19 protein-coding genes are annotated in these 19758 nt (G+C 63.6%); 12 read left to right on the plus strand and 7 right to left on the minus strand.

Annotation, left to right across the window (positions count from 1 at the left end):
• Positions 1-139: 139 nt before the first annotated feature.
• From RS897_RS19800 to RS897_RS19840, 9 genes are all read left to right on the plus strand, one after another.
• On the plus strand, positions 140-355 hold the full coding sequence (locus RS897_RS19800; protein ID WP_315838192.1) for a hypothetical protein: 216 nt from the start codon (positions 140-142) through the stop codon (positions 353-355).
• A 130-nt stretch (positions 356-485) separates the two neighbouring features.
• Complete coding sequence (locus RS897_RS19805) at positions 486-1310, plus strand: DeoR/GlpR family DNA-binding transcription regulator (protein ID WP_315838193.1); 825 nt, start codon at positions 486-488, stop codon at positions 1308-1310.
• Between the two features lie 113 nt (positions 1311-1423).
• Positions 1424-2977, plus strand: a complete 1554-nt coding sequence (gene glpD / locus RS897_RS19810; RefSeq protein WP_315838194.1) for a glycerol-3-phosphate dehydrogenase — start codon at positions 1424-1426, stop codon at positions 2975-2977.
• Positions 2974-4053 carry an ABC transporter ATP-binding protein gene (locus RS897_RS19815; protein ID WP_315838195.1) on the plus strand — a complete coding sequence of 360 codons (1080 nt, stop codon included), beginning with the start codon at positions 2974-2976 and terminating at the stop codon, positions 4051-4053. The genes glpD and RS897_RS19815 overlap by 4 nt, the downstream gene beginning before the upstream one ends.
• Before the next feature lie 9 nt (positions 4054-4062).
• A complete protein-coding gene (locus RS897_RS19820) occupies positions 4063-5148 on the plus strand; it encodes an ABC transporter ATP-binding protein (protein ID WP_315838196.1) in 1086 nt (361 codons plus the stop codon).
• Positions 5148-6047: a carbohydrate ABC transporter permease gene (locus RS897_RS19825; RefSeq protein ID WP_315838197.1), complete on the plus strand. Its 900-nt coding sequence runs from the start codon at positions 5148-5150 to the stop codon at positions 6045-6047. Before RS897_RS19820 ends, RS897_RS19825 begins: the two co-directional genes overlap by 1 nt.
• Complete coding sequence (locus RS897_RS19830) at positions 6047-6853, plus strand: carbohydrate ABC transporter permease (protein ID WP_315838198.1); 807 nt, start codon at positions 6047-6049, stop codon at positions 6851-6853. Before RS897_RS19825 ends, RS897_RS19830 begins: the two co-directional genes overlap by 1 nt.
• A 9-nt stretch (positions 6854-6862) precedes the next feature.
• Complete coding sequence (locus RS897_RS19835; RefSeq protein ID WP_315838199.1) at positions 6863-7192, plus strand: DUF2160 domain-containing protein; 330 nt, start codon at positions 6863-6865, stop codon at positions 7190-7192.
• Between the two features lie 144 nt (positions 7193-7336).
• Positions 7337-9076, plus strand: a complete 1740-nt coding sequence (locus tag RS897_RS19840) for an ABC transporter substrate-binding protein (protein ID WP_315838696.1) — start codon at positions 7337-7339, stop codon at positions 9074-9076.
• Positions 9077-9356: 280 nt separating this feature from the next.
• On the opposite strand, the gene RS897_RS19845 is transcribed toward RS897_RS19840, so the two are convergent.
• On the minus strand, positions 9357-10028 hold the full coding sequence (locus RS897_RS19845; protein ID WP_315838200.1) for a TetR/AcrR family transcriptional regulator: 672 nt from the start codon (positions 10026-10028) through the stop codon (positions 9357-9359).
• Positions 10029-10197: 169 nt separating this feature from the next.
• Between RS897_RS19845 and RS897_RS19850 the strand changes: the two genes are divergently transcribed.
• The 3 genes from RS897_RS19850 to RS897_RS19860 are packed head-to-tail and all read left to right on the plus strand — an operon-like array spanning position 10198 to position 13739.
• Positions 10198-11394 carry an ABC transporter substrate-binding protein gene (locus RS897_RS19850; protein WP_407654557.1) on the plus strand — a complete coding sequence of 399 codons (1197 nt, stop codon included), beginning with the start codon at positions 10198-10200 and terminating at the stop codon, positions 11392-11394.
• A 38-nt stretch (positions 11395-11432) separates the two neighbouring features.
• Positions 11433-12473: an aromatic ring-hydroxylating dioxygenase subunit alpha gene (locus RS897_RS19855; RefSeq protein WP_315838201.1), complete on the plus strand. Its 1041-nt coding sequence runs from the start codon at positions 11433-11435 to the stop codon at positions 12471-12473.
• Between the two features lie 21 nt (positions 12474-12494).
• Positions 12495-13739 carry an NAD(P)/FAD-dependent oxidoreductase gene (locus RS897_RS19860; protein ID WP_315838202.1) on the plus strand — a complete coding sequence of 415 codons (1245 nt, stop codon included), beginning with the start codon at positions 12495-12497 and terminating at the stop codon, positions 13737-13739.
• A gap of 184 nt (positions 13740-13923) precedes the next feature.
• On the opposite strand, the gene RS897_RS19865 is transcribed toward RS897_RS19860, so the two are convergent.
• From RS897_RS19865 to RS897_RS19890, 6 genes are all read right to left on the minus strand, one after another.
• Entirely contained in the window at positions 13924-15021 is a 1098-nt protein-coding gene (locus RS897_RS19865) for an alkene reductase (RefSeq protein ID WP_315838203.1), read from the minus strand.
• An 81-nt stretch (positions 15022-15102) separates the two neighbouring features.
• A complete protein-coding gene (locus tag RS897_RS19870) occupies positions 15103-15972 on the minus strand; it encodes an SDR family NAD(P)-dependent oxidoreductase (RefSeq protein ID WP_315838204.1) in 870 nt (289 codons plus the stop codon).
• Positions 15973-16055: 83 nt separating this feature from the next.
• A complete protein-coding gene (locus RS897_RS19875) occupies positions 16056-17117 on the minus strand; it encodes a branched-chain amino acid ABC transporter permease (protein WP_315838205.1) in 1062 nt (353 codons plus the stop codon).
• Positions 17114-18124, minus strand: coding sequence for a branched-chain amino acid ABC transporter permease (locus RS897_RS19880; RefSeq protein ID WP_315838206.1), 1011 nt, complete (start codon positions 18122-18124; stop codon positions 17114-17116). Before RS897_RS19880 ends, RS897_RS19875 begins: the two co-directional genes overlap by 4 nt.
• Entirely contained in the window at positions 18121-18843 is a 723-nt protein-coding gene (locus RS897_RS19885) for an ABC transporter ATP-binding protein (RefSeq protein WP_315838207.1), read from the minus strand. The genes RS897_RS19880 and RS897_RS19885 overlap by 4 nt, the downstream gene beginning before the upstream one ends.
• Positions 18840-19607, minus strand: a complete 768-nt coding sequence (locus tag RS897_RS19890) for an ABC transporter ATP-binding protein (protein ID WP_407654518.1) — start codon at positions 19605-19607, stop codon at positions 18840-18842. The genes RS897_RS19885 and RS897_RS19890 overlap by 4 nt, the downstream gene beginning before the upstream one ends.
• Positions 19608-19758: the final 151 nt, after the last annotated feature.

Here is a 19758-nt window from a genome sequence, read left to right on the forward strand (position 1 = left end):
CGCAGCGACCGGCTGTTGTCGCAACAGACCCTGAACTTTTCCACGTCTTCATCGTTAATGGGCGCAAGGGTGGGTGACCGTGAGTTCCCCGCATCTTGCTGTTACTGGAAGCGCCGGCTCGTCCGGCGGCGGGAAAACCATGTCTGATAGCTACGTCATCGAAGTCAGTTCCAAAACCGCAGGTATCGTTGTTCGCGACAAATCGGGATTCAAGTTCTTTGCCTCGAATCACGATTTCAACTCCCTGGAAGGGCGCTATTTCCGCAGTGCAAGAGAAGCGGAACGCGCGGCCATCCTCTTCATCCAGGCCAAGGACAATAACAAGGATGACAGGGCGCGCGACAAGGTCGCATGATCGCGTCGACGGACCTATTGCAGCGCAATTCTGCTGTTGCGCTCACGCAGGCAACCTGAAAATCGCAAGTTGACCCCATTGTGGAACACGATCACCATGTGACGTTCTCTTGCGCTGCGTGGTGATCGTCGTGACCGGACTAACCCATCGTCAATCCGAAATCCTCAACATCGCCCGCTCCATTGGGCGGGTGACGGTGGAGGATTTGTCCCGCCGCTTCGAAGTCTCGGCGCAAACGATTCGCAAGGATCTCAACGATCTCTGCGATCGCCGCTCGATGACCCGGGTGCATGGCGGCGCCATCATCGCGTCAGGGGTCGAAAACCTGGCCTACGAGGCACGGCGCTTCGTCGCCGCCGAGGAGAAGAAGGCGATCGGCATTGCCGCGGCCGAGCAGATTCCCAACGGCTGTTCGCTGTTCATCAACATCGGAACCACCACCGAAGAGGTCGCGAGCGCGCTGGTCTCCCATGAAGACCTGCTGGTCATCACCAACAACCTCAATGTGGCGATGGCGCTCTACCGTCATCCGCGCATCGAGGTGATCGTCGCCGGCGGCAATGTGCGGCGTTCCGACGGCGGTGTGATCGGCTCCGCCGCCATCGACCTGATCGGTCAGTTCAAGGTGGATTATGCCATCATCGGCGCGTCGGCGATCGACGAGGAGGGCGCGCTGCTCGACTTCGACTATCGCGAGGTGCAGGCGGCGCAGGCCATCATCGCCAATGCCCGCAGCGTGATGCTGGTGTCGGACTCCACCAAGTTCGAGCGCAGCGCCCCGGTCCGTATCGCCCACATCGGCCAGATCCAGACCTTCGTCACCGATCCCGGGATTCCACCGCGTTTCCGCGCGTTGTGCCAGGAGCGGGGCATCACCGTGATCGAAGCCGGCTCCAAAACCGCCGATGACGACGAAGTCCCGGCAGAGCCCGCGGAGGCAGTTTCGGCCAGCTAACCTGACGCTTTCGGTTATCTTTCGCTTGCTTTCGTTTTTGGGTGTGTTTTAATCCCGATACGAAAGCGAAATCGCCTTTCGATTAATAAGGCGAGCGCCAGGGGAAGCGTCTGTTGAATCAAGCCACCGATCAGGTTTTCGACCTCGCCATCATTGGCGGCGGCATCAACGGATGCGGCATCGCGCGCGACGCGGCCGGCCGTGGCAATTCCGTTTTCCTTTGTGAAATGAATGATTTGGCCAGTGGCACGTCGTCGTGGTCGACCAAGCTGATCCACGGCGGCCTGCGTTATCTCGAATATTATGAGTTCCGCTTGGTGCGCGAAGCGCTGATGGAGCGGGAGGTGCTCTGGCAGATCGCCCCGCACATCATTCGCCCGCTGCGTTTCGTTTTGCCGCACCATCGCGGCTTGCGGCCGGCCTGGCTGCTGCGCCTCGGGCTCTTCATGTACGACCATCTCGGTGGCCGCAAACTGCTGCCATCGGCCCGCTCTGTCGATTTGCGCCGTGATGAGGTCGGGCGCCCGCTGGCGCCGGACCGCTTCAGCCGCGGTTTCGAATATTCCGACTGTTTCGTCGACGATGCGCGGCTGGTGGTGCTGAACGCCATCGATGCGGCCGAGCGCGGCGCCGTCATCCGCACCCGCACCCGTGCGGTGCAGGCGCGCCGCGTCGCCGACTGCTGGCAGGTCACCGTGCAGGATACGATCACCGGCGCGCAGGAGACGATCCGCGCCCGCACCCTGATCAATGCTGGCGGCCCCTGGGTCGACGAGGTGCTGTCGCAGCGTGCCGGCGTCAATGCCAAAGCCAAAGTGCGCCTGGTGCAGGGCTCGCACATCGTGGTGCGCCGGCTGTACGAGCATGACCGCGCCTACATCTTCCAGAACGAAGACGGCCGCATCATTTTCGCCATTCCCTACCAGAATGATTTCACGCTGATCGGCACCACCGACCGCGACTATGACGGCGATCCGGCCAAGGTGAAGATCACCAACGACGAGATCAATTATCTCTGCGAGGCGGTCAGCGAGTATTTCGCCAAGCCGGTGCTGCCGGAAGACGTGGTCTGGACCTATGCCGGCGTCCGGCCGCTCTATGACGACGGCGCCAGCGATGCCAAGGCCGCGACGCGCGATTATGTGTTCGAGCTCGACACCCCCGGCGGCCTGCCGCTGCTGTCGATTTTCGGCGGCAAGATCACCACCTACCGGCGCCTGTCCGAAGAGGCGCTGGAGCATGTCGCCGCTCATCTGCACGGCACCAAGGCACGTGCTGGCTGGACCGCCACCGCGGCGCTGCCCGGCGGCGATCTCGACGTCTCGGCGATTCCTGCACTGAGCAACGAGCTGCTGCGCGAATTCGCCTTCCTGACCCGCACCCATGCTGACCGGCTGGCGCACGCCTATGGCAGTCGCGCCAAACTGGTGCTGGGCCGCGCCAAATCGCTTGCCGATCTCGGCCAGTCGTTTGGCGCCACCTTGACGGAAAGCGAAGTCCGCTACCTGATGGCGAATGAATGGGCGCGCACCGCGGAAGACGTGGTGTGGCGGCGTTCCAAGCTTGGCCTGCGCTTGTCGGTGGATGAGATCGCTGCTCTCGAGGCCTGGATGGCCACACAATCGGTCCCTGCAAAGCCCCTGCAGGAAGCGGGATCGCGGCGATGAGCATCACCCTGGACCATGTGTCGCGCGAGGTGAATGGCACGCCGCATATCCGCGACGTGTCGATGACCCTGGAGCGCGGCACCTTGAGTGTGCTGCTGGGGCCAACGCTCGCCGGCAAGACATCGCTGATGCGGCTGCTCGCCGGCCTCGACAAGCCGAGCCAGGGACGGGTGCTGGTCGACGGCACCGACGTCACCGGTTTCGACGTGCGGCAGCGCTCGGTGGCGATGGTCTACCAGCAGTTCATCAATTATCCCTCGCTCACGGTCTATGAAAACATCGCCTCGCCCTTGCGGGTGCAGGGCCGCCCGCGCGAGGAAATCGAGCAGCGCGTGCGCGAGGCCTCGCGTCTGCTGAAGCTCGATCCGTATCTGACCCGCACCCCACTGCAGCTCTCCGGCGGCCAGCAGCAGCGCACGGCAATCGCGCGCGCGCTGGTCAAGGGCGCGGACCTGGTGCTGCTCGACGAGCCGCTGGCCAATCTCGACTACAAATTGCGCGAGGAATTGCGCGCCGAATTGCCGCGAATCTTCGAGGCGTCCGGCGCGATCTTTGTTTATGCCACCACCGAGCCGTCCGAAGCCCTGCTGCTCGGCGGCGACACCATCTGCATGTGGGAAGGGCAGGCGCTGCAAATCGGGGAGACCGCCAAGGTCTATCGCCGTCCGGATACGGTGCGCGTGGCCGAGGTGTTTTCCGATCCGCCGCTCAACACCATCGGCATCGAAAAGAAAGGCAATACCGTTGCCTATGCTGTCGGTCTGGAGGCGCCGGCGAGCGGTCTTTATGCGGGTCTTGGCGATGGTCACTATCGCGTCGGCTTCCGTGCGCATCAGGTCGCGGTCGCGACCGGCGCGGCCAATCGCCACGCTTTTTCCACCGAGGTTGTGTTGACGGAAATCACCGGGTCCGAGAGTTTCGTGCATCTGCGGCAGAACGGTTCCGACTGGGTGGCCGTGCTGCCGGGCGTGCACGAATTCCAGCCGGGAAACCGGCTGCAGGCGGCGCTCGATCCGGATGATCTGTTCGTGTTCGATTCGACCGGCCGGCTCGTCGCCGCGCCACAGTCGATGTGAGGCCCGGCCATGGCGCGCATTGACCTCGTCGATCTTGCAAAATCCTACGGTGGCGACGCCGCTGATCCGGATTCCTATGCCCTGAAGCCGATGTCGATGACCTGGCGGCAGGGCGGCGCCTATGCGCTGCTCGGCCCCTCCGGCTGCGGCAAGACCACGCTGCTCAACATCATCTCCGGCATCGTCGCGCCGTCGCGCGGCAAGATCCTGTTCGACGGCGCCGACATGACGCAGCTGTCGACCCAGAAACGCAACATCGCCCAGGTGTTCCAGTTTCCGGTGATCTACGACACCATGACGGTGGGCGAGAACCTGGCGTTTCCGCTGAAGAACCGCGGCGTGGCCCGGGCGCAGATCGATGCCCGTGTTGCCGAGATCGCCAAGCTGCTGGACCTCACGCCCTATCTCAACCGCAAGGCGCAGCGCCTCACGGCCGACGCCAAGCAGAAGATCTCGCTGGGTCGCGGCCTGGTGCGCTCCGACGTCGCCGCGGTGCTGTTCGACGAGCCGCTGACGGTGATTGATCCGCATTTGAAGTGGGAGCTGCGCTCCAAACTCAAGGCGCTGCACAACGCGCTCGATTTGACCATGATCTATGTCACCCACGACCAGACCGAAGCGCTGACCTTCGCCGACACCGTGGTGGTGATGCATGACGGCCGCGTGGTGCAGAGCGGCACGCCGCAGGAGCTGTTCGACAAGCCGGCGCACACCTTCGTCGGCTATTTCATCGGCTCGCCCGGCATGAACATCCTGCCGGCGCAGGTGCATGACAGCGAGGCCAGTCTCAGTGGCCATGTCATCCGGCTGCAGCGCAGCTATGGCGCGCTGCCCGTTGGCGCCAAGATCGAGATTGGGGTGCGGCCGGAATTCGTCACCGTGGCGCAGCCGGCGACCGATCTGCTCACCGCGCAGGTCGAGCGCATCGATGATCTCGGACGCGCGCGTTTCGCTCGCGTCCGTGTCGGCGACCAGAAGCTGTCAGCCCGGATGCCGAACGGCTTTTCCGTGCAGGGCGACAGCGTCGGTCTGGCGTTCGATCCGTCGCGGGTGCACGTCTATGTCGACAGCCGGCTTGTCGAGGGGGCTGTCTGATGGACAAGACCTTCAACAACAGGGCCTGGTTCCTGGTGCTGCCGGTGTTCCTCATCGTGGCCTTCTCGGCGATCCTGCCGCTGATGACCGTGGTGAACTATTCGGTGCAGGATACCTTCGGCAACAACCAGTTTTTCTGGAACGGCATCGGCTGGTTCAAGGAGCTGCTCGATCCCTCCACCGATCTCGGTGGGCGCTTTCTCGCCTCGCTGGGACGCAACCTGTTCTTCTCCGGGGTGATCCTCGCCATCGAGATCCCGCTCGGCATCCTGGTGGCGCTGTCGATGCCGCGTGATGGCTGGACCGTTGCCGCTTGTCTCGTGATCATGGCGCTGCCGCTGCTGATCCCGTGGAACGTGGTCGGCACCATCTGGCAGGTGTTCGGCCGGCCCGACATCGGCCTGATGGGGTATGCGCTGAATGCCATCGGCATCAACTACAACTACGTGTCCAATGAATTCGACGCCTGGGCCACCGTCATTGTGATGGACGTCTGGCACTGGACCAGCCTGGTGGCGCTGCTGTGTTATGCCGGCCTGAAGTCGATTCCCGACGCCTATTATCAGGCGGCGCAGATCGACGGCGCCTCGCGCTGGGCGGTGTTCAGCGCGATCCAGCTGCCGAAGATGAAGCGGGTGCTGCTGATCGCCGTGCTGCTGCGCTTCATGGACAGCTTCATGATCTACACCGAGCCGTTCGTGGTGACCGGTGGTGGCCCCGGCAATTCCACCACCTTCATCTCCATTGAGCTGGTGAAAATCGCGCTGGGTCAATTCGACCTCGGCAAGGCGGCGGCGCTGTCGCTGGTTTATAACCTGATCATCCTGATCGTGTGCTGGGTGTTCTACACCGTGATGACCAATACCGGCACTGAGCGGCAACCGCAGGGAGAAGCCTGATGCAGAGCATCCCCGGCCGTCGTGTCATCATGATCCTGTTTCTGGTGTTCCTGCTGCTGCCGATCTACTGGCTGGTCAATATGAGCTTCAAGACCAACAGCGAGATCGTCTCCTCCATGACGCTGTGGCCACGGCAGCCGACCATCGCGAATTACGTGCGGATCTTCACCGATGCCAGCTGGTATTCCGGCTACATCAATTCGATCAAGTATGTGGTGATCAACACCGTCATCTCGATCACTTTCGCGCTGCCGGCGGCCTACGCATTCTCGCGTTATCGTTTTCTCGGCGACAAGCATCTGTTCTTCTGGCTGCTGTCGAACCGGATGGCGCCGCCGGCGGTGTTCGCGCTGCCGTTCTTCAACCTCTATTCGGCGATCAACCTGTTCGATACTCCATGGGCGGTGGCGCTGGCGCACTGCCTGTTCAATATCCCGCTCGCGGTGTGGATCCTGGAGGGATTCGTCTCCAGCGTGCCGCGCGAGATCGACGAAACCGCGTTTCTCGACGGCTACTCGTTCCCGCGCTTCTTCATCAAGATCCTGGTGCCGCTGATCGCCAGCGGCATCGGCGTGGCCGCGTTCTTCTGCTTCATGTTCTCCTGGGTGGAACTGCTGCTGGCGCGCACCCTGACCTCGGTCAACGCCAAGCCGATCGCGGCCACCATGACCCGCACGGTGTCGGCCTCCGGCATGGACTGGGGCCTGCTCGCCGCTGCCGGCGTGCTGACCATCATCCCCGGCGCATTGGTGATCTGGTTCGTTCGCAACTACATCGCGCGCGGCTTCGCGCTTGGCCGGGTGTAGGAGGGGCCGATGGAAAACATCGCATGGATGGCCTGGACGCTGCCGACCGCGATCTTCTTCGTGCTGCTGGCATCGACACTCGGCGTGATGACATGGCTGGCCGCGGTCTATCCCGAGGCCGAGCGCGTTGGGGTCTTGAGGATTCCGACCACCCGCGGCGACCGTCTGTTCATTTCACTGATTGCGGCTGCGGTGATCCATCTGGTGTGGATTGGCGTGGTCGGCACCAATCCGATTTTCACTCTTCCGATCGGAGAGGAAGGCGTTGAGGTTTCGAGCCTGTGGCTCGCGACCATCATTTCGCTGCTCACGGCTGTTGCAATCTTTCGCAAGGTCTGAGCGGTGAACAATTGAGGCAAAGCGAATGGTTCGCTTTGAATAATACTGGCAGATCCGGGAATAACCCGGGCCTGAGTTGAAGTTTTGTCGCATCAACGGAGGAAACACATGCGATTCAAGACCGGGACCAATCGTCTCCTGACGATGACAAGCGCAGCGGCGCTGATGCTGGCGTCGGCGGCCGTCGCACCGTCCGCATTTGCGGACGATGCCATCAACCAGAAATGGATCGACAGCGAATTCCAGCCCTCGACGCTGTCCAAGGCCGACCAGCTCAAGGAGCTGCAGTGGTTTGCCAAGGCAGCCGAGCCCTTCAAGGGCATGGAAATCAACGTCGTCTCCGAAACCATCACCACCCATGAATACGAAGCCGGAACGCTGGCCAAAGCGTTCAGCGAAATCACCGGCATCAAGATCAAGCACGACGTCATCCAGGAAGGCGACGTGGTCGAGAAGCTGCAGACCCAGATGCAGTCCGGCAAGAACGTCTATGACGGCTGGATCAACGATAGCGATCTGATCGGCACGCACTTCCGCTACGGTCAGACCATCGCGCTGTCGGACTACATGACCGGCGAGGGTAAGGACGTCACCGATCCGATGCTCGACGTCGATGACTTCATCGGCAAGTCGTTCACCACCGGCCCCGACAAGAAGCTGTATCAGCTGCCGGACCAGCAGTTCGCCAACCTCTACTGGTTCCGCTACGACTGGTTCAGCAATCCCGACTACAAGGCGAAGTTCAAGGCCAAGTACGGCTACGACCTCGGCGTTCCCGTGAACTGGTCGGCCTATGAGGACATCGCCGAGTTCTTCACCAACGACATCAAGGAAATCAACGGCGTCAAGGTCTATGGCCACATGGACTATGGCAAGAAGGACCCGTCGCTTGGCTGGCGGTTCACCGACGCCTGGCTGTCGATGGCCGGCAACGGCGACAGGGGCATTCCCAACGGCCTGCCGGTCGACGAATGGGGCGTGCGCATGGAAGGCTGCCGTCCGGTCGGCTCATCGGTCGAACGCGGCGGCGACACCAACGGCCCGGCGGCGGTCTACTCCATCGTCAAGTATCTCGACTGGCTGAAGAAGTATGCCCCGCCGCAGGCCCAGGGCATGACCTTCTCCGAGTCGGGTCCAGTGCCCGCGCAGGGCAACATCGCCCAGCAGATGTTCTGGTACACCGCCTTCACCGCCGACATGGTGAAGCCGGGTCCGGTCGTCAACGCGGACGGCACGCCGAAATGGCGCATGGCGCCGTCGCCGCACGGCGCTTACTGGAAAGAGGGCATGAAGCTCGGCTACCAGGACGCCGGCTCCGCGACGCTGCTGAAGTCGACGCCGCCGGATCGCCGCAAGGCAGCCTGGCTCTATTTGCAGTTCATCGTTTCCAAGACGGTGTCGCTGAAGAAGAGCCATGTCGGTCTCACCTTCATCCGCGAGTCCGATATCTGGGACAAGTCGTTCACCGAACGTGCGCCGAAGCTCGGCGGCCTGATCGAATTCTACCGCTCGCCCGCGCGCGTGCAGTGGTCTCCGACCGGCAACAACATCCCGGACTATCCGAAGCTGGCGCAGCTGTGGTGGCAGAACATCGGCGATGCGTCATCCGGTGCGAAGACCGCGCAGGCGGCGATGGACTCGCTGGCGGCGGCACAGGACTCGGTGCTGGAGCGGCTCGAGAAGTCGGGCGTGCAGGGGGCCTGCGGTCCGAAGCTCAACAAGAAGGAGACGGCCGAGTTCTGGTTCGCCAAGTCTGAAAAGGACGGCAACATCGCGCCGCAACGCAAGCTCGCCAACGAAAAGCCGAAGGGCGAAACCGTCGACTACGACACCCTGATCAAGTCGTGGCCGGCGACCCCGCCCAAGCGCGCGGAAGCGAAGTGAGCTAGCTGTGCGCTGAAGTTACGCCAGCTGTCGGGTCCGCAATCCCCCGACGACAGCGGAGAGGCCGGGAGCGATCCCGGCCTTTTTTCTTTTTCAGTGTCCGATGCGCTTCCATGCATTCTACGTCATGGCCGGACTTGTTCCCAGCGACTCGGCTACGGCGAGTCGCCGTGACATCCGCGTCTTTCTTGTCGTGCGTCCGTAAAGACGTGGATGCCCGCGACAAACGCAGGCATGACGTTGGTGGGTATTGATGTGCCTCAATACATTCTCGCAGAACCTACACCCGCCGCCGCACCAGGTCGTCGATCATGCCCTGCACATGGGCGAGCCAGGCCTTGCGGCGCTCGTGGTCGGCGAGGTCGATCTGCATGTAGTTCGACAGGGTGTAGAGATTGGCGCGGTAGAAATAGGTCAGCGACAGGATCGACATGAAAACGAGGAAGCGGTCGCAGTCCGGCCTGAATTCGCCGCGCTCGGTACCGCTCTGCAGCACCCGGTCCAGCATGCCGAGCTGGGTATTGGCGAAGATGCCGCGGATGTTGTTCTTGACGTGGCGTCCCCTGAACAGGTTCTCCGAGGCGAGAATGCTCAAGAGCTCCGGATTGTCCCAGTAGTAATTCCAGTTGAACGCGACGAGGTCGGCGAGCGCCGCGCGCGGCCGACTGAAGTCCAGCGCCAGCGCCTCTTCGCTGGCGACGAGGTCGGCGTAGCAGTGCTCGATGACGTGATGGAACAGCTTCTCCTTGCTGGTGAAGTAGTAATACAGCATGCGGTCGTTGCTCTTCGCCGCCTTGCTGATGCGATCGACCCGCGCGCCGCCATAGCCTTCGCGGGCGAACTCGGCGACGGCGGCCCGCAGCAGCGCCTCGCGGGTCTGGTCCGGCGCGCGGGTGCGGCGGCCGGCGCGCTTCGCAATGCTCTTCGCTTTGGAAGGGGCTTTTTTCAGCATCGAATCCTCGTGTCCCTCTTCATAGCGCATTTGTCGGCTGCTTGCTTTTTGGCAAAGCCAGCCACTTTTTAAGCGTTCCAGGCTGTTGACAATTCGGCGGTGGCGTGATGCGTTATGAAGTAAGTACTACATACATAGCTCCGGCCTGCGACAGGAGGGTAACGTGCGGATATCGCGTGCGGCTCAAGTGGTGGTTCTTGCGTTGTCGGTGTCCGGCGCGCCCGCGCTGGCGGCGGACCCGCCGCCGATCCGGATCGGCGAAATCTCCAGCTATTCGGCGCTGCCGGTCGGCACCCGCGGCTATCGCCAGGGCTGGGAACTGGCGCGCGACGAGATCAATGCGCGGGGCGGCGTGCTCGGTCGCAAGCTCGAGATCATCGCCCGCGACGATGCCGGCAAGCCCGATGTCGCCATCACCGCGGCCAACCAGCTGGTCGAATCCGAGCGCGTCGATCTCCTGACTGGAACCATCCTCTCCCATGTCGGGCTCGCGGTCGCCGATTTCGCCAAGCAGAAGAAGGTGTTCTTCCTGGCCTCGCAGCCGCTCACCGACGCGTTGATCTGGGAGAAAGGCAACCGCTACACCTTCCGGCTGCGGCCCTCGACCTACACCCAGGCGTCGATCCTGGCGAAAGAGGCGGCCAAATTCCCCGCGCGCCGCTGGGCCACGATCGCGCCGAACTATGAATTCGGCCAGTCGGCGGTGGCGAGCTTCAAGAGCGAGCTGAAGCGACTGCGGCCCGACGTGGAGTTCGTCTCCGAACAATGGCCGCCGCTCGGCAAGATCGATGCCGGCGCGGTGGTTCAGGCGATGACTTCGGACAAGCCGGAGGCGATTTTCAATGCCACCTTCGGTCCCGATCTCGCCAAGCTGGTGCGCGAGGGCACCACGCGCAACACCTTCGTGGGCCGGCCGGTGGTCAGCCTCATGACCGGCGAGCCGGAATATCTGGCGCCGTTGAAGGACGAAGCGCCGGTCGGCTGGCTGGTGACCGGATATCCCTTCAGCGAGATCAGGACCAAAGAGCACGATGCGTTCCTGAAAGCCTATGTCGACCGCTTCAAGGACACGCCCAACATCGGTGCGCTGATCGGCTACATCAACACGCTGGTGCTCGCCAGGGCCATCGAGACCGCCGGCAACACCAACACCGATGATCTGATCAAGGCGATGGAGCATCTCAAGGTCGATACGCCGGCCGGCCGGGTGGCGTTCCGCGCCATCGACCATCAATCGACGCTCGGCGTCTATATCGGGCGGATCGCGGTCAGGGACGGGCAGGGCGTGATGACCGACTGGCGCTATGTCGACGGCGCCGACTTCCAGCCCACCGACACCGAAGTCGCCGCCAAGCTGAAGAACTAATTCGCCGCGTTCTCATTCCCCATCTCCGAAGGTCCGCCATGACGTCGAACGCTCCCCGCAATGCCTGGTATCCGCTGACATGGTCGCGCAATGTCACGCGCTCGCTCGCTCGCCATCGCCTGTTGGGGGGCGATCTCGTGGCCTACCGCAGCGAGGCCGGGGTGCCGGTCGCGCTCGACGACATGTGCCCGCATCGTCTCGCACCGTTGTCCATGGGCAAGCTCAAGGGCGACGCGGTCGAGTGCGGTTATCACGGCATGACGTTCGCCCCGAACGGCCGCTGCGTCCGCATTCCCGGCCAGAGCATGATTCCCGCCAACGCGCGGGTGCCGTCCTATCCGTTGCACGAGAAGATGGGGCTGGTCTGGATCTGGCCGGGCGATCCCGACCGTGCCGATCCCTCACTGATCTACGACCTGCCGCAATACAACGATCCCGGCTGGCACGCCGCTCATGGCGATGCGCTGCGGATCGAGGCGAACTATCTCAATCTCGCCGATAATCTCTGCGATCCGGCGCATGTCAGCTTCGTGCATCTCTCCACGCTGGGCAATGCCGCCAGCGAAGAGATCCCGGTCGAGCACACCTTCAGCGACAGCGGTGTGCTGGTCTGGCGCTGGATCAAGGACGCGCTGCCGATCCCGCTGTTCGCGAAATACGGCAATTTCCGCGGCAATGTCGACCGTTGGCACTATTATGATTATGCGGCGCCGTGCAGCGCCGTGATCGATTTCGGTAGCGCCGACGCCCATGTGATCAAGAATCCGGAGGACCGCGGGCAGGGCTTGCGCATCTTCGCTTGCCATTTCATCACGCCGGTGGACGAGCACGTCTGCATCGATCACTGGCTGCATGTCCGCAACTTCGCCATCGACGATGCCGACGTCGACCAACGCCTGCACGCGGATTTCCGCATCGCCTTCAATGAGGACAAGGAGATTCTCGAGCGCATCGAGGCGATGGAGCGGGCGCGGCCCAATGCCAAGCGTATCCGGATCGGCATCGATGCGGCGCCGCAGCGGATGCGCCGGATCGTCGAGCGTATGGCCGCGGGCGATGCCGCGGCACCAGCCGCCTGAGCGGATGGCGGGGCGGTTGCGATGAGCGGCGTGGTCATCATTGGTGGCGGGCAGGCGGCCGTACAGCTCGCCGCATCTCTGCGCGAAAACGGATACGGCGAACGCGTCACGATTGCAGCCGCCGAAGCGGCACCACCGTATCAGCGCCCGCCATTGTCCAAGGCGTTTCTCAAGGGTGAGGTCAGCAGCGCGAACCTGCTGTTGCGCGCGGACAATTTCTACACAGGCAACGTGATCGATCTGCGGCTCGGTGACAAGGCCACCGCGATCGACCGACGCGGGCGCAAGGTGCAACTCGCCTCGGGCCGTTCGCTGCCTTACGCGCATGTGGTTCTCGCCACCGGCAGCCGCAACCGAAGGCTCGATGTGCCAGGATCGGATCTGGACGGCATTTTCTATCTGCGTTCCCTGGCCGATGCCGAGACGATCAAGGCGCGGTTGGGTGGCCTGACCCAGGTCGTCGTGATCGGCGGCGGTTTTGTCGGCCTCGAACTCGCCTGCGTGATGCGCGATCTCGGTGCTTCCGTTGTCGTGCTGGAGGCCGCTGATCGCCCCATGGGGCGCGCGATTTCCCAGAAAATGTCGCATCACCTGATGGAGGCTCATGCAGGCTCGGGTCTCGATTTCCTGCTGGGCGCGAAGATCGCCAGGTTTTCCGGTGCGAGCGGTCGGGTCGCCGGCATTGAAACTGCTGACGGCGTGACAATCCCTGCTGATATGGTTCTGGTGGGCATCGGTGCCGATGCTGAAATGGGATTGGCGCGCGACTGCGGACTCGCCGTCTCCAACGGTATCCATGTCGATGATCATCTCTCCACCACGGATCCCGCCGTTCACGCCATCGGTGATTGTGCGCTGTTCGAAAACCCGGTCGCCGGCCGCAGGCTGCGCCTGGAATCGGTGCAGAATGCAGTTGATCAGGCCCGCTGCCTGGCGGCGACGTTGTCCGGTCGCCCGCAGGCTTATCGCAACGTCCCCTGGTTCTGGAGCGATCAGGGCGATCGCCGGCTGCAGATCGCCGGGCTGACCGAGGGACACGACAGCTCGATCGTCCGCGGCGATGTTGCGCGCGGCCGGTTCTCGATCTTCTGCTATGCGGGCGAGCGGCTGCTCGGCGTCGAATCCATCAATCAGGCCTCCGATCACATGATCGCGAGGCGGCTGCTGGCGTCACGCGTGACGCTCGCGCCCGAGCAGGCCGCGGACGCATCGTTCGATTTGAAGGCGCTGGCGGTTGCCGCGGAGAAAATTCCGGCAAACGCCTGAGTGTTCTTGCTGGAACGGAAATGTATCACTCTGCGTCATGCCCGCGCTTGTCGCGGGCATCCACTTAGTAGCGTTGCAGCAAGGAAGACGTGGATGTAGCGGCGACTCGGCTACGCCGAGTCGCTGGGGACAAGCCCGGCCATGACGAGTTCACAATGATCGTTCGTTTCCGAACAACGGCCACTTACTGCGCAGCCTGCGCCGCTTCCAGCGTCGGATAATCCGTATAGCCCTTGGCGCCGCCGCCATAGAACGTCGCCTTGTCGAAATCGTTCAGCGGCGCGCCCTGCTTCAGGCGTTCGACCAGGTCCGGGTTGGAGATGAACAGCTTGCCGAACGCGATCAGGTCGGCGTCGTCGGCCGCCAGCACCTGGCTCGCGAGGTCGAGCGAATAGCCGTTGTTGGCGATGTACGCTCCCTTGAAGCGTTTGCGCAGCGACTTGTAGTCGAACGGCGCGATGTCGCGCGGGCCGCCGGTGGCGCCTTCGACGACATGGATGTAGACGAGCTTCTGCGCGTTGAGCTGGTCGACGATATGATCGTACAGCGCCTGCGGGTTGCTGTCGGAGGCGTCGTTGGCCGGTGTTACCGGCGAGATGCGGATGCCGGTGCGCGCGGCGCCGACTTCGGCGACCACTGCCTGCGAGACTTCGAGGATCAGTTTGGCGCGGTTCTCGATCGAGCCGCCGTAGGAGTCCGTGCGCTTGTTGATGCCGTCCTTGGCGAACTGCTCCAGCAGATAGCCGTTGGCGCCGTGAACCTCGACGCCGTCGAAGCCGGCCGCGATCGCATTGGCCGCGCCGCGCTTGAAGTCGTCGATGATGCCGGGAATTTCAGCAAGCTCCAGCGCGCGGGGCTCGGAGACGTCGGCAAAGGTGCCGCCGACGAAGGTCTTGCCCTTGGCGCGGATCGCGGAGGGGGCGACCGGCGCGCCGTTGTTGGGCTGCAGGTCGGTGTGGGAGATACGGCCGACATGCCAGAGCTGGAGATAGATGTGGCCGCCGCGCTCGTGCACCCGGTCGGTCACCTTGCGCCAGCCGGCGATCTGCTCCTGTGAATAGATGCCGGGCGTGTCCTGGTAACCCTGGCCCTGCTGCGAAACTTGCGTCGCTTCGCTGATCAGAAGACCCGCGGAGGCACGCTGGCCGTAATACTCCACTGCCAGCGGATTGGGCACGAAACCGGCGAGCGCGCGGTTGCGCGTCAAGGGTGCCATCACGGCGCGGTTTGCGAGGGTGACGGAGCCGAGCTTGTACGGCTCGAAAAGTTTGGCGGTGCTCATGTGAAGCGGAATCCCCGAAGGTTGATAATGACATTCACGTGGACACGGCCGCCGCAAAACGCAAGCGAGGGGCTGCCATACTCAAGCCGTCGGGCTCCGCGCGATACCGCCCATATGTCCGCCATCGACGAACAAAGTATGAGCATTGACGTAGGACGATTCATTCGAAATCAGGAACAGGGCAGCATAAGCCACCTCCCAGCCGGTGGCCTGGCGGCCGAATGGCACTGTCACCGCCCGGTCCGAGCGCCGTCGGCTGGCATCGCGCCCCATCGGGGTGTCGACATAGCCCGGCGCGATCACATTGCAGCGAATGCCCTTGGGTTCCCCAGCCAGCGCGATGGCCCGGGCCAAAGCGATCTGCGCCGCCTTGGAAGATTCATAGGCCGGGTTGTGCCCGCTCGCCCGCTGGCTGGCGATCGACGAGGTTAATGTGATGGCGCCGCCGGGCGCCATCACCTCGAGCGCCTGCTGCGCGAACAACATGTGGCTGCGGACATTGACGGCGAAGTCCAGGTCCCAGACCTCGGGCGTCAATTTGGCAAGCGGCAGTCCCTGCGAGATCCCGACATTCAGCGCCAGGCCATCAAGCCCGCCGAGCCGCTGCACACAGCGCGCGAGCACCGGCGCGATGGCCGTGGGATCGGCGACATCGGCCACCTCGGGAAACGCCTTGCCTCCCTCGGCCGTGATCAGCATGCAGGTTTCCTCGGCGGCCTCGCGCGAGGCATCGACGCAGGCGACCCGCGCACCTTCGCGCGCGAACAGGATCGCCATCGCGCGGCCATTGCCGATCGGGGGCTTTTCGTCGACCACTCGGCGTTGCCCGGCGCCGACCACGATGATGTGGCGGCCGGTGAGCCGATGCCGTCCGGACCCGCGCCCCACCGACTCCGGATGCAGCGATGCGCCGGGGTCGAGATGCAGTGGCGCTTGGGTTGTGATCGACATGGCGTCCTCGCTGTTATTCTGCTCGAGGCAAGCCTAGCACGCTCCCTTGGCGAGGGAGTCCGCAAAGTGCGAATGGCGCAATGTCAGCCGCGCGACGCTCCGCGCAGCCGTCCGACCACGCCGGTCGGGAAGAAGTAGACACTGGCGATGAACAGCAGCCCGAGCCACAGCAGCCAGCGGTCGGGATGCAGCAGGCCCGGCAGCAGCGGCAGGCCGGCGTCGGCCGCGGCGCTGGAAGCCGCTCCCATCAATGCCTGGAGGTAATTTTGTGCCAGGATGAAGATCACGGCGCCGATCAGGGCGCCGTAGATCGTGCCCATGCCGCCGATCACCACCATCAGCAGGATGTCGAGCATGATCGAGAACGACAGCGAGGTGTCGGGGCCGGCATAACGCAGCCACAGCGCGTTGAGCACGCCGGCGCCCGCGGCCACCAGGGCCGCGATGCAGTTCGCCCAGGTCAGGTGAAACACCGTGCGATAACCCAGCGCTTCGGCGCGGAAACGATTTTCGCGGATCGCCTGCAGCACCCGCCCGAACGGCGAATTCACGATCCGCAGTAGCCCCAGGATCATCGCCGCCGACGCAATGAAGATCATGTAGTAGGTCAGCGTGCGGCCGGTGATCGCGATGCCGAACAGGTTCTTGACGAACACCGTGCCCGGGCGCAGCAACTCCGGCAACTGGAAGCTGCGGCCGTCTTCGCCGCCGGTCAGCCACGACAGTTGCGAGGCCAGCACCAGGAATGCGGACGCCACCGCCAGTGTGATCATGGCAAAGAAGATCGCCTGCACCCGCAGCGAGAACAGCCCGATCGCCAGCGCCAGCAGCGCGGCCAGCGGCAGGCCGACCACAAGCCCGGTCGCGACCGCGGCCCAGCTCGGCCCCATGCCATAGAGCGCAATGGCAATGGCGTAACTGCCGATGCCGTAGAACATGGTGTGGGCGAACGACACCGTGCCGGTGTAGCCCAGCAGCAGATCGTAGGAGGCGACCAGGGCCGCGAAGATGCAGATCTTGGTCGCGACATTCAGCGCCTTCGCGCCGGGAAACAGGAACGGCGCCGCGGCCAGCGCCACGACGATGAGCAAGAGCAGGGCGCTGAGCACGCGGCTGCGCGGCGGATCACCTGAAAGAATCATCATCGGTTGGTCACCGCATAAAGCCCGCGCGGCCGCCACATCAGGATGACGACCATCAGGAGGATGTTGGAGACCAGCGCCAGCTTCGGCACCAGGAAGCCGCCATAGTTGGCGACCATCGCCACGAGAATGGCACCGATGAAGCAGCCGCTGACCGATCCCAAGCCGCCGATGATGACTACGATGAAGATCAGCACCATCAGGTCGGCGCCCATCGAGGCATGGATCTGCTCGCGATACAGCCCCCACATCACCCCGCCGAGACCGGCCAGCGCCGAGCCCACCATGAACACGCCGAGGAACAGCCGGCGGATGCGATAGCCCAGCGCTTCCACCATTTCGCGGTTCTCGACGCCGGCGCGGATGAGCAGTCCTATCTTGGTGCGGTTGAGCACCAGCAGTGTGGCGACGAACACCACCAAGCCGACCACCATCGCCAGCACGCGATATTTGGCGATCGCGATGTCGCCGATAATGAACGAGCCGCGCAACGCCGCGGGCAGCGGCATCGGGATTTGCGCCGGGCCCCACAGCGCATAGAGCGCCTGCTCGGCAACGATTAGCCCGCCCATGGTGATCAGGATCTGCTTCAGATGATTGCCGTACACGGGAAGGATCAGCACCCGCTCGAACACCAGGCCCAGCGCGCCGGACACCGCCATCGCCAGCAGCACCGCGGGCGCCAGCGCCGCAAGGTTGGTCCAGAGCGCGTCAGCCTGGATCCAGCCGGCCAGCGGCCCAAGCACCAGCGTCGCCACATAGGCGCCGACGGCGATGAAGGCGCCATGGCCGAAATTCAGCACGTCCATCAGTCCGAACACCAGCGTCAGCCCGGACGCCATGATGAAGATCATCATGCCCATGGCGAGGCTCGCCACGGTGAGGGTAACCCAGGACGAGGTCGAACCGATCAGCGGCAGCATGATGGCCGCAAGCACAATCGGCAGCAGCACCGGGATGATATCGCGCGGCGGTTGCGGCAGGGTGTCGTCCAGCGCCGTATCGGTCATTGATGCGCCTCCAGGCTGAGGCCGAGAAAACGTTCCTGCAGCGTGGTGTTCTCGGCGAGCTCGGCCATCGCGCCGCGATGCACGATCCTGCCGTTGTCCATCACGGCGACATCGTCACCGAGCTGTTGCGCCACGCGAAAATTCTGCTCGACCAGCAGGATCGTGGCGCCGCGGCGCTTGATCTCGGCCAGGCAATCGATCAGGGCCATCACGATCGCCGGAGCGAGGCCCTTGGTTGGCTCGTCGATCAAGAGCAATTGCCGCGGCTCGACAATGGCGCGGGCGATCGACAGCATCTGTTTTTGGCCGCCGGACAGCGTGCCGGCGCGCGACAGCCAGAATTTCTTCAGCGCCGGAAAGAACTGGAAGATCCACACGAGTTGAGCGTCGTCGAGCGGGCCGTTGCGGGCGGCAAGGATCAGGTTTTCCTTCACCGTCAAATCGGAGAACACCGCCATGGTCTCCGGCACATAACCGATGCCTCGGCTGGCGATCTCGGGCGTGGTCTTCGCCTCGATCCGCTCGGTGCCGAGCGTGATGCTGCCCGACGACGCCGGCCACAGGCCCATGATGGTGCGCAGCGTCGTGGTCTTGCCGGCGCCGTTGCGCCCCAGCAGCATGGTGGTGCGGCCCTCGGCAACGCCGAGATCGACCCCCTGCAGGATGTGATAACGCCCGATATGGGTGTGCACGCCGGTGAGGGACAGAAGTGCGCTCATGCGGCGCTCTTTCCCGGGGCGATGCCGAGATACGCCTCCTGCACGATCGGCGAGGCGATCACTTCCGCCGGCTCGCCATCCGCGACCAGGCGGCCGTTGTGCAGCACAATGATGCGATCCGCCAGCGAGCGCACCACGTCCATCTTGTGCTCCACCAGGAGGATGATTTTGGTCGGGTCTCGTTTCAGTTTTGCGATCAGGTCGAGCACCACCGGCACTTCGTCCACGCTCATGCCGGCGGTCGGCTCGTCGAACATGAACACCTTCGGCTCCAGCGCCATCATCAGCGCCACTTCCAGCTTGCGCTGGTCGCCATGGGACAGCACGGTCGCCGCCACGGCGCGCTTGCCGCCGAGCGCCACGCTGTCGAGGATGGCGTCGGCGCGTTCGACAAGATCCGTGCGCTTCATCCAGGGCCGCAGCATGTCGTAGTGCACGCCGGCCGCCGCCTGCACCGCAAGGCGCACATTCTCTTCCACACTCAAATTCGGAAACAGATTGGTGAGCTGGAAGGCGCGCCCCAGTCCCGCGCGCGTGCGCAGCGGCGCGGAGAGTTTGGTGATGTCGTTGCCGTTCAGCAGCACCTGGCCTGCGCTGGCCGTCAGCTGGCCGGAGATCAAATTGAAATAGGTGGTTTTGCCGGCGCCGTTCGGCCCGACAATGGCGGTGAGTTCGCCGGGACGAAATGCGCAGCTCACGCCATTGACGGCGACATGGCCGCCGAAACGAATGGTGAGATCGCGGGTTTCGAGGGTGAGGGTCATGGGGATTATGCCGTTAGATCAGCAAAGACGCTTCGACACTCTCAGCGTCATGCGCGGGCTTGACCCGCGTATCCAGCTTTCTTCACAGAGGTTCGTGTTGCGAAGAAGCTGGATTGCCGGGTCAAGCCCGGCAATGACGCAGTGGGGGACG

Origin of the sequence: Bradyrhizobium prioriisuperbiae (genome assembly GCF_032397745.1) — a bacterium.
Taxonomy (GTDB): Bacteria; Pseudomonadota; Alphaproteobacteria; order Rhizobiales; family Xanthobacteraceae; genus Bradyrhizobium_A; species Bradyrhizobium_A prioriisuperbiae.

Bases quoted from the DNA above. Each gene is read 5' to 3' on its own strand.
- RS897_RS19820 (WP_315838196.1), top strand. From the start codon at position 4,063: ATGGCGCGCATTGACCTCGTCGATCTTGCAAAATCCTACGGTGGCGAC.
- RS897_RS19890 (WP_407654518.1), bottom strand. From the start codon at position 19,607: ATGACCCTCACCCTCGAAACCCGCGATCTCACCATTCGTTTCGGCGGC.
- RS897_RS19865 (WP_315838203.1), bottom strand. From the start codon at position 15,021: ATGAGCACCGCCAAACTTTTCGAGCCGTACAAGCTCGGCTCCGTCACC.
- RS897_RS19885 (WP_315838207.1), bottom strand. From the start codon at position 18,843: ATGAGCGCACTTCTGTCCCTCACCGGCGTGCACACCCATATCGGGCGT.
- RS897_RS19830 (WP_315838198.1), top strand. From the start codon at position 6,047: ATGCAGAGCATCCCCGGCCGTCGTGTCATCATGATCCTGTTTCTGGTG.
- RS897_RS19825 (WP_315838197.1), top strand. From the start codon at position 5,148: ATGGACAAGACCTTCAACAACAGGGCCTGGTTCCTGGTGCTGCCGGTG.
- RS897_RS19880 (WP_315838206.1), bottom strand. From the start codon at position 18,124: ATGACCGATACGGCGCTGGACGACACCCTGCCGCAACCGCCGCGCGAT.
- RS897_RS19870 (WP_315838204.1), bottom strand. From the start codon at position 15,972: ATGTCGATCACAACCCAAGCGCCACTGCATCTCGACCCCGGCGCATCG.
- RS897_RS19855 (WP_315838201.1), top strand. From the start codon at position 11,433: ATGACGTCGAACGCTCCCCGCAATGCCTGGTATCCGCTGACATGGTCG.
- RS897_RS19840 (WP_315838696.1), top strand. From the start codon at position 7,337: ATGACAAGCGCAGCGGCGCTGATGCTGGCGTCGGCGGCCGTCGCACCG.
- RS897_RS19845 (WP_315838200.1), bottom strand. From the start codon at position 10,028: ATGCTGAAAAAAGCCCCTTCCAAAGCGAAGAGCATTGCGAAGCGCGCC.
- RS897_RS19835 (WP_315838199.1), top strand. From the start codon at position 6,863: ATGGAAAACATCGCATGGATGGCCTGGACGCTGCCGACCGCGATCTTC.
- RS897_RS19815 (WP_315838195.1), top strand. From the start codon at position 2,974: ATGAGCATCACCCTGGACCATGTGTCGCGCGAGGTGAATGGCACGCCG.
- RS897_RS19875 (WP_315838205.1), bottom strand. From the start codon at position 17,117: ATGATGATTCTTTCAGGTGATCCGCCGCGCAGCCGCGTGCTCAGCGCC.
- RS897_RS19860 (WP_315838202.1), top strand. From the start codon at position 12,495: ATGAGCGGCGTGGTCATCATTGGTGGCGGGCAGGCGGCCGTACAGCTC.
- RS897_RS19800 (WP_315838192.1), top strand. From the start codon at position 140: ATGTCTGATAGCTACGTCATCGAAGTCAGTTCCAAAACCGCAGGTATC.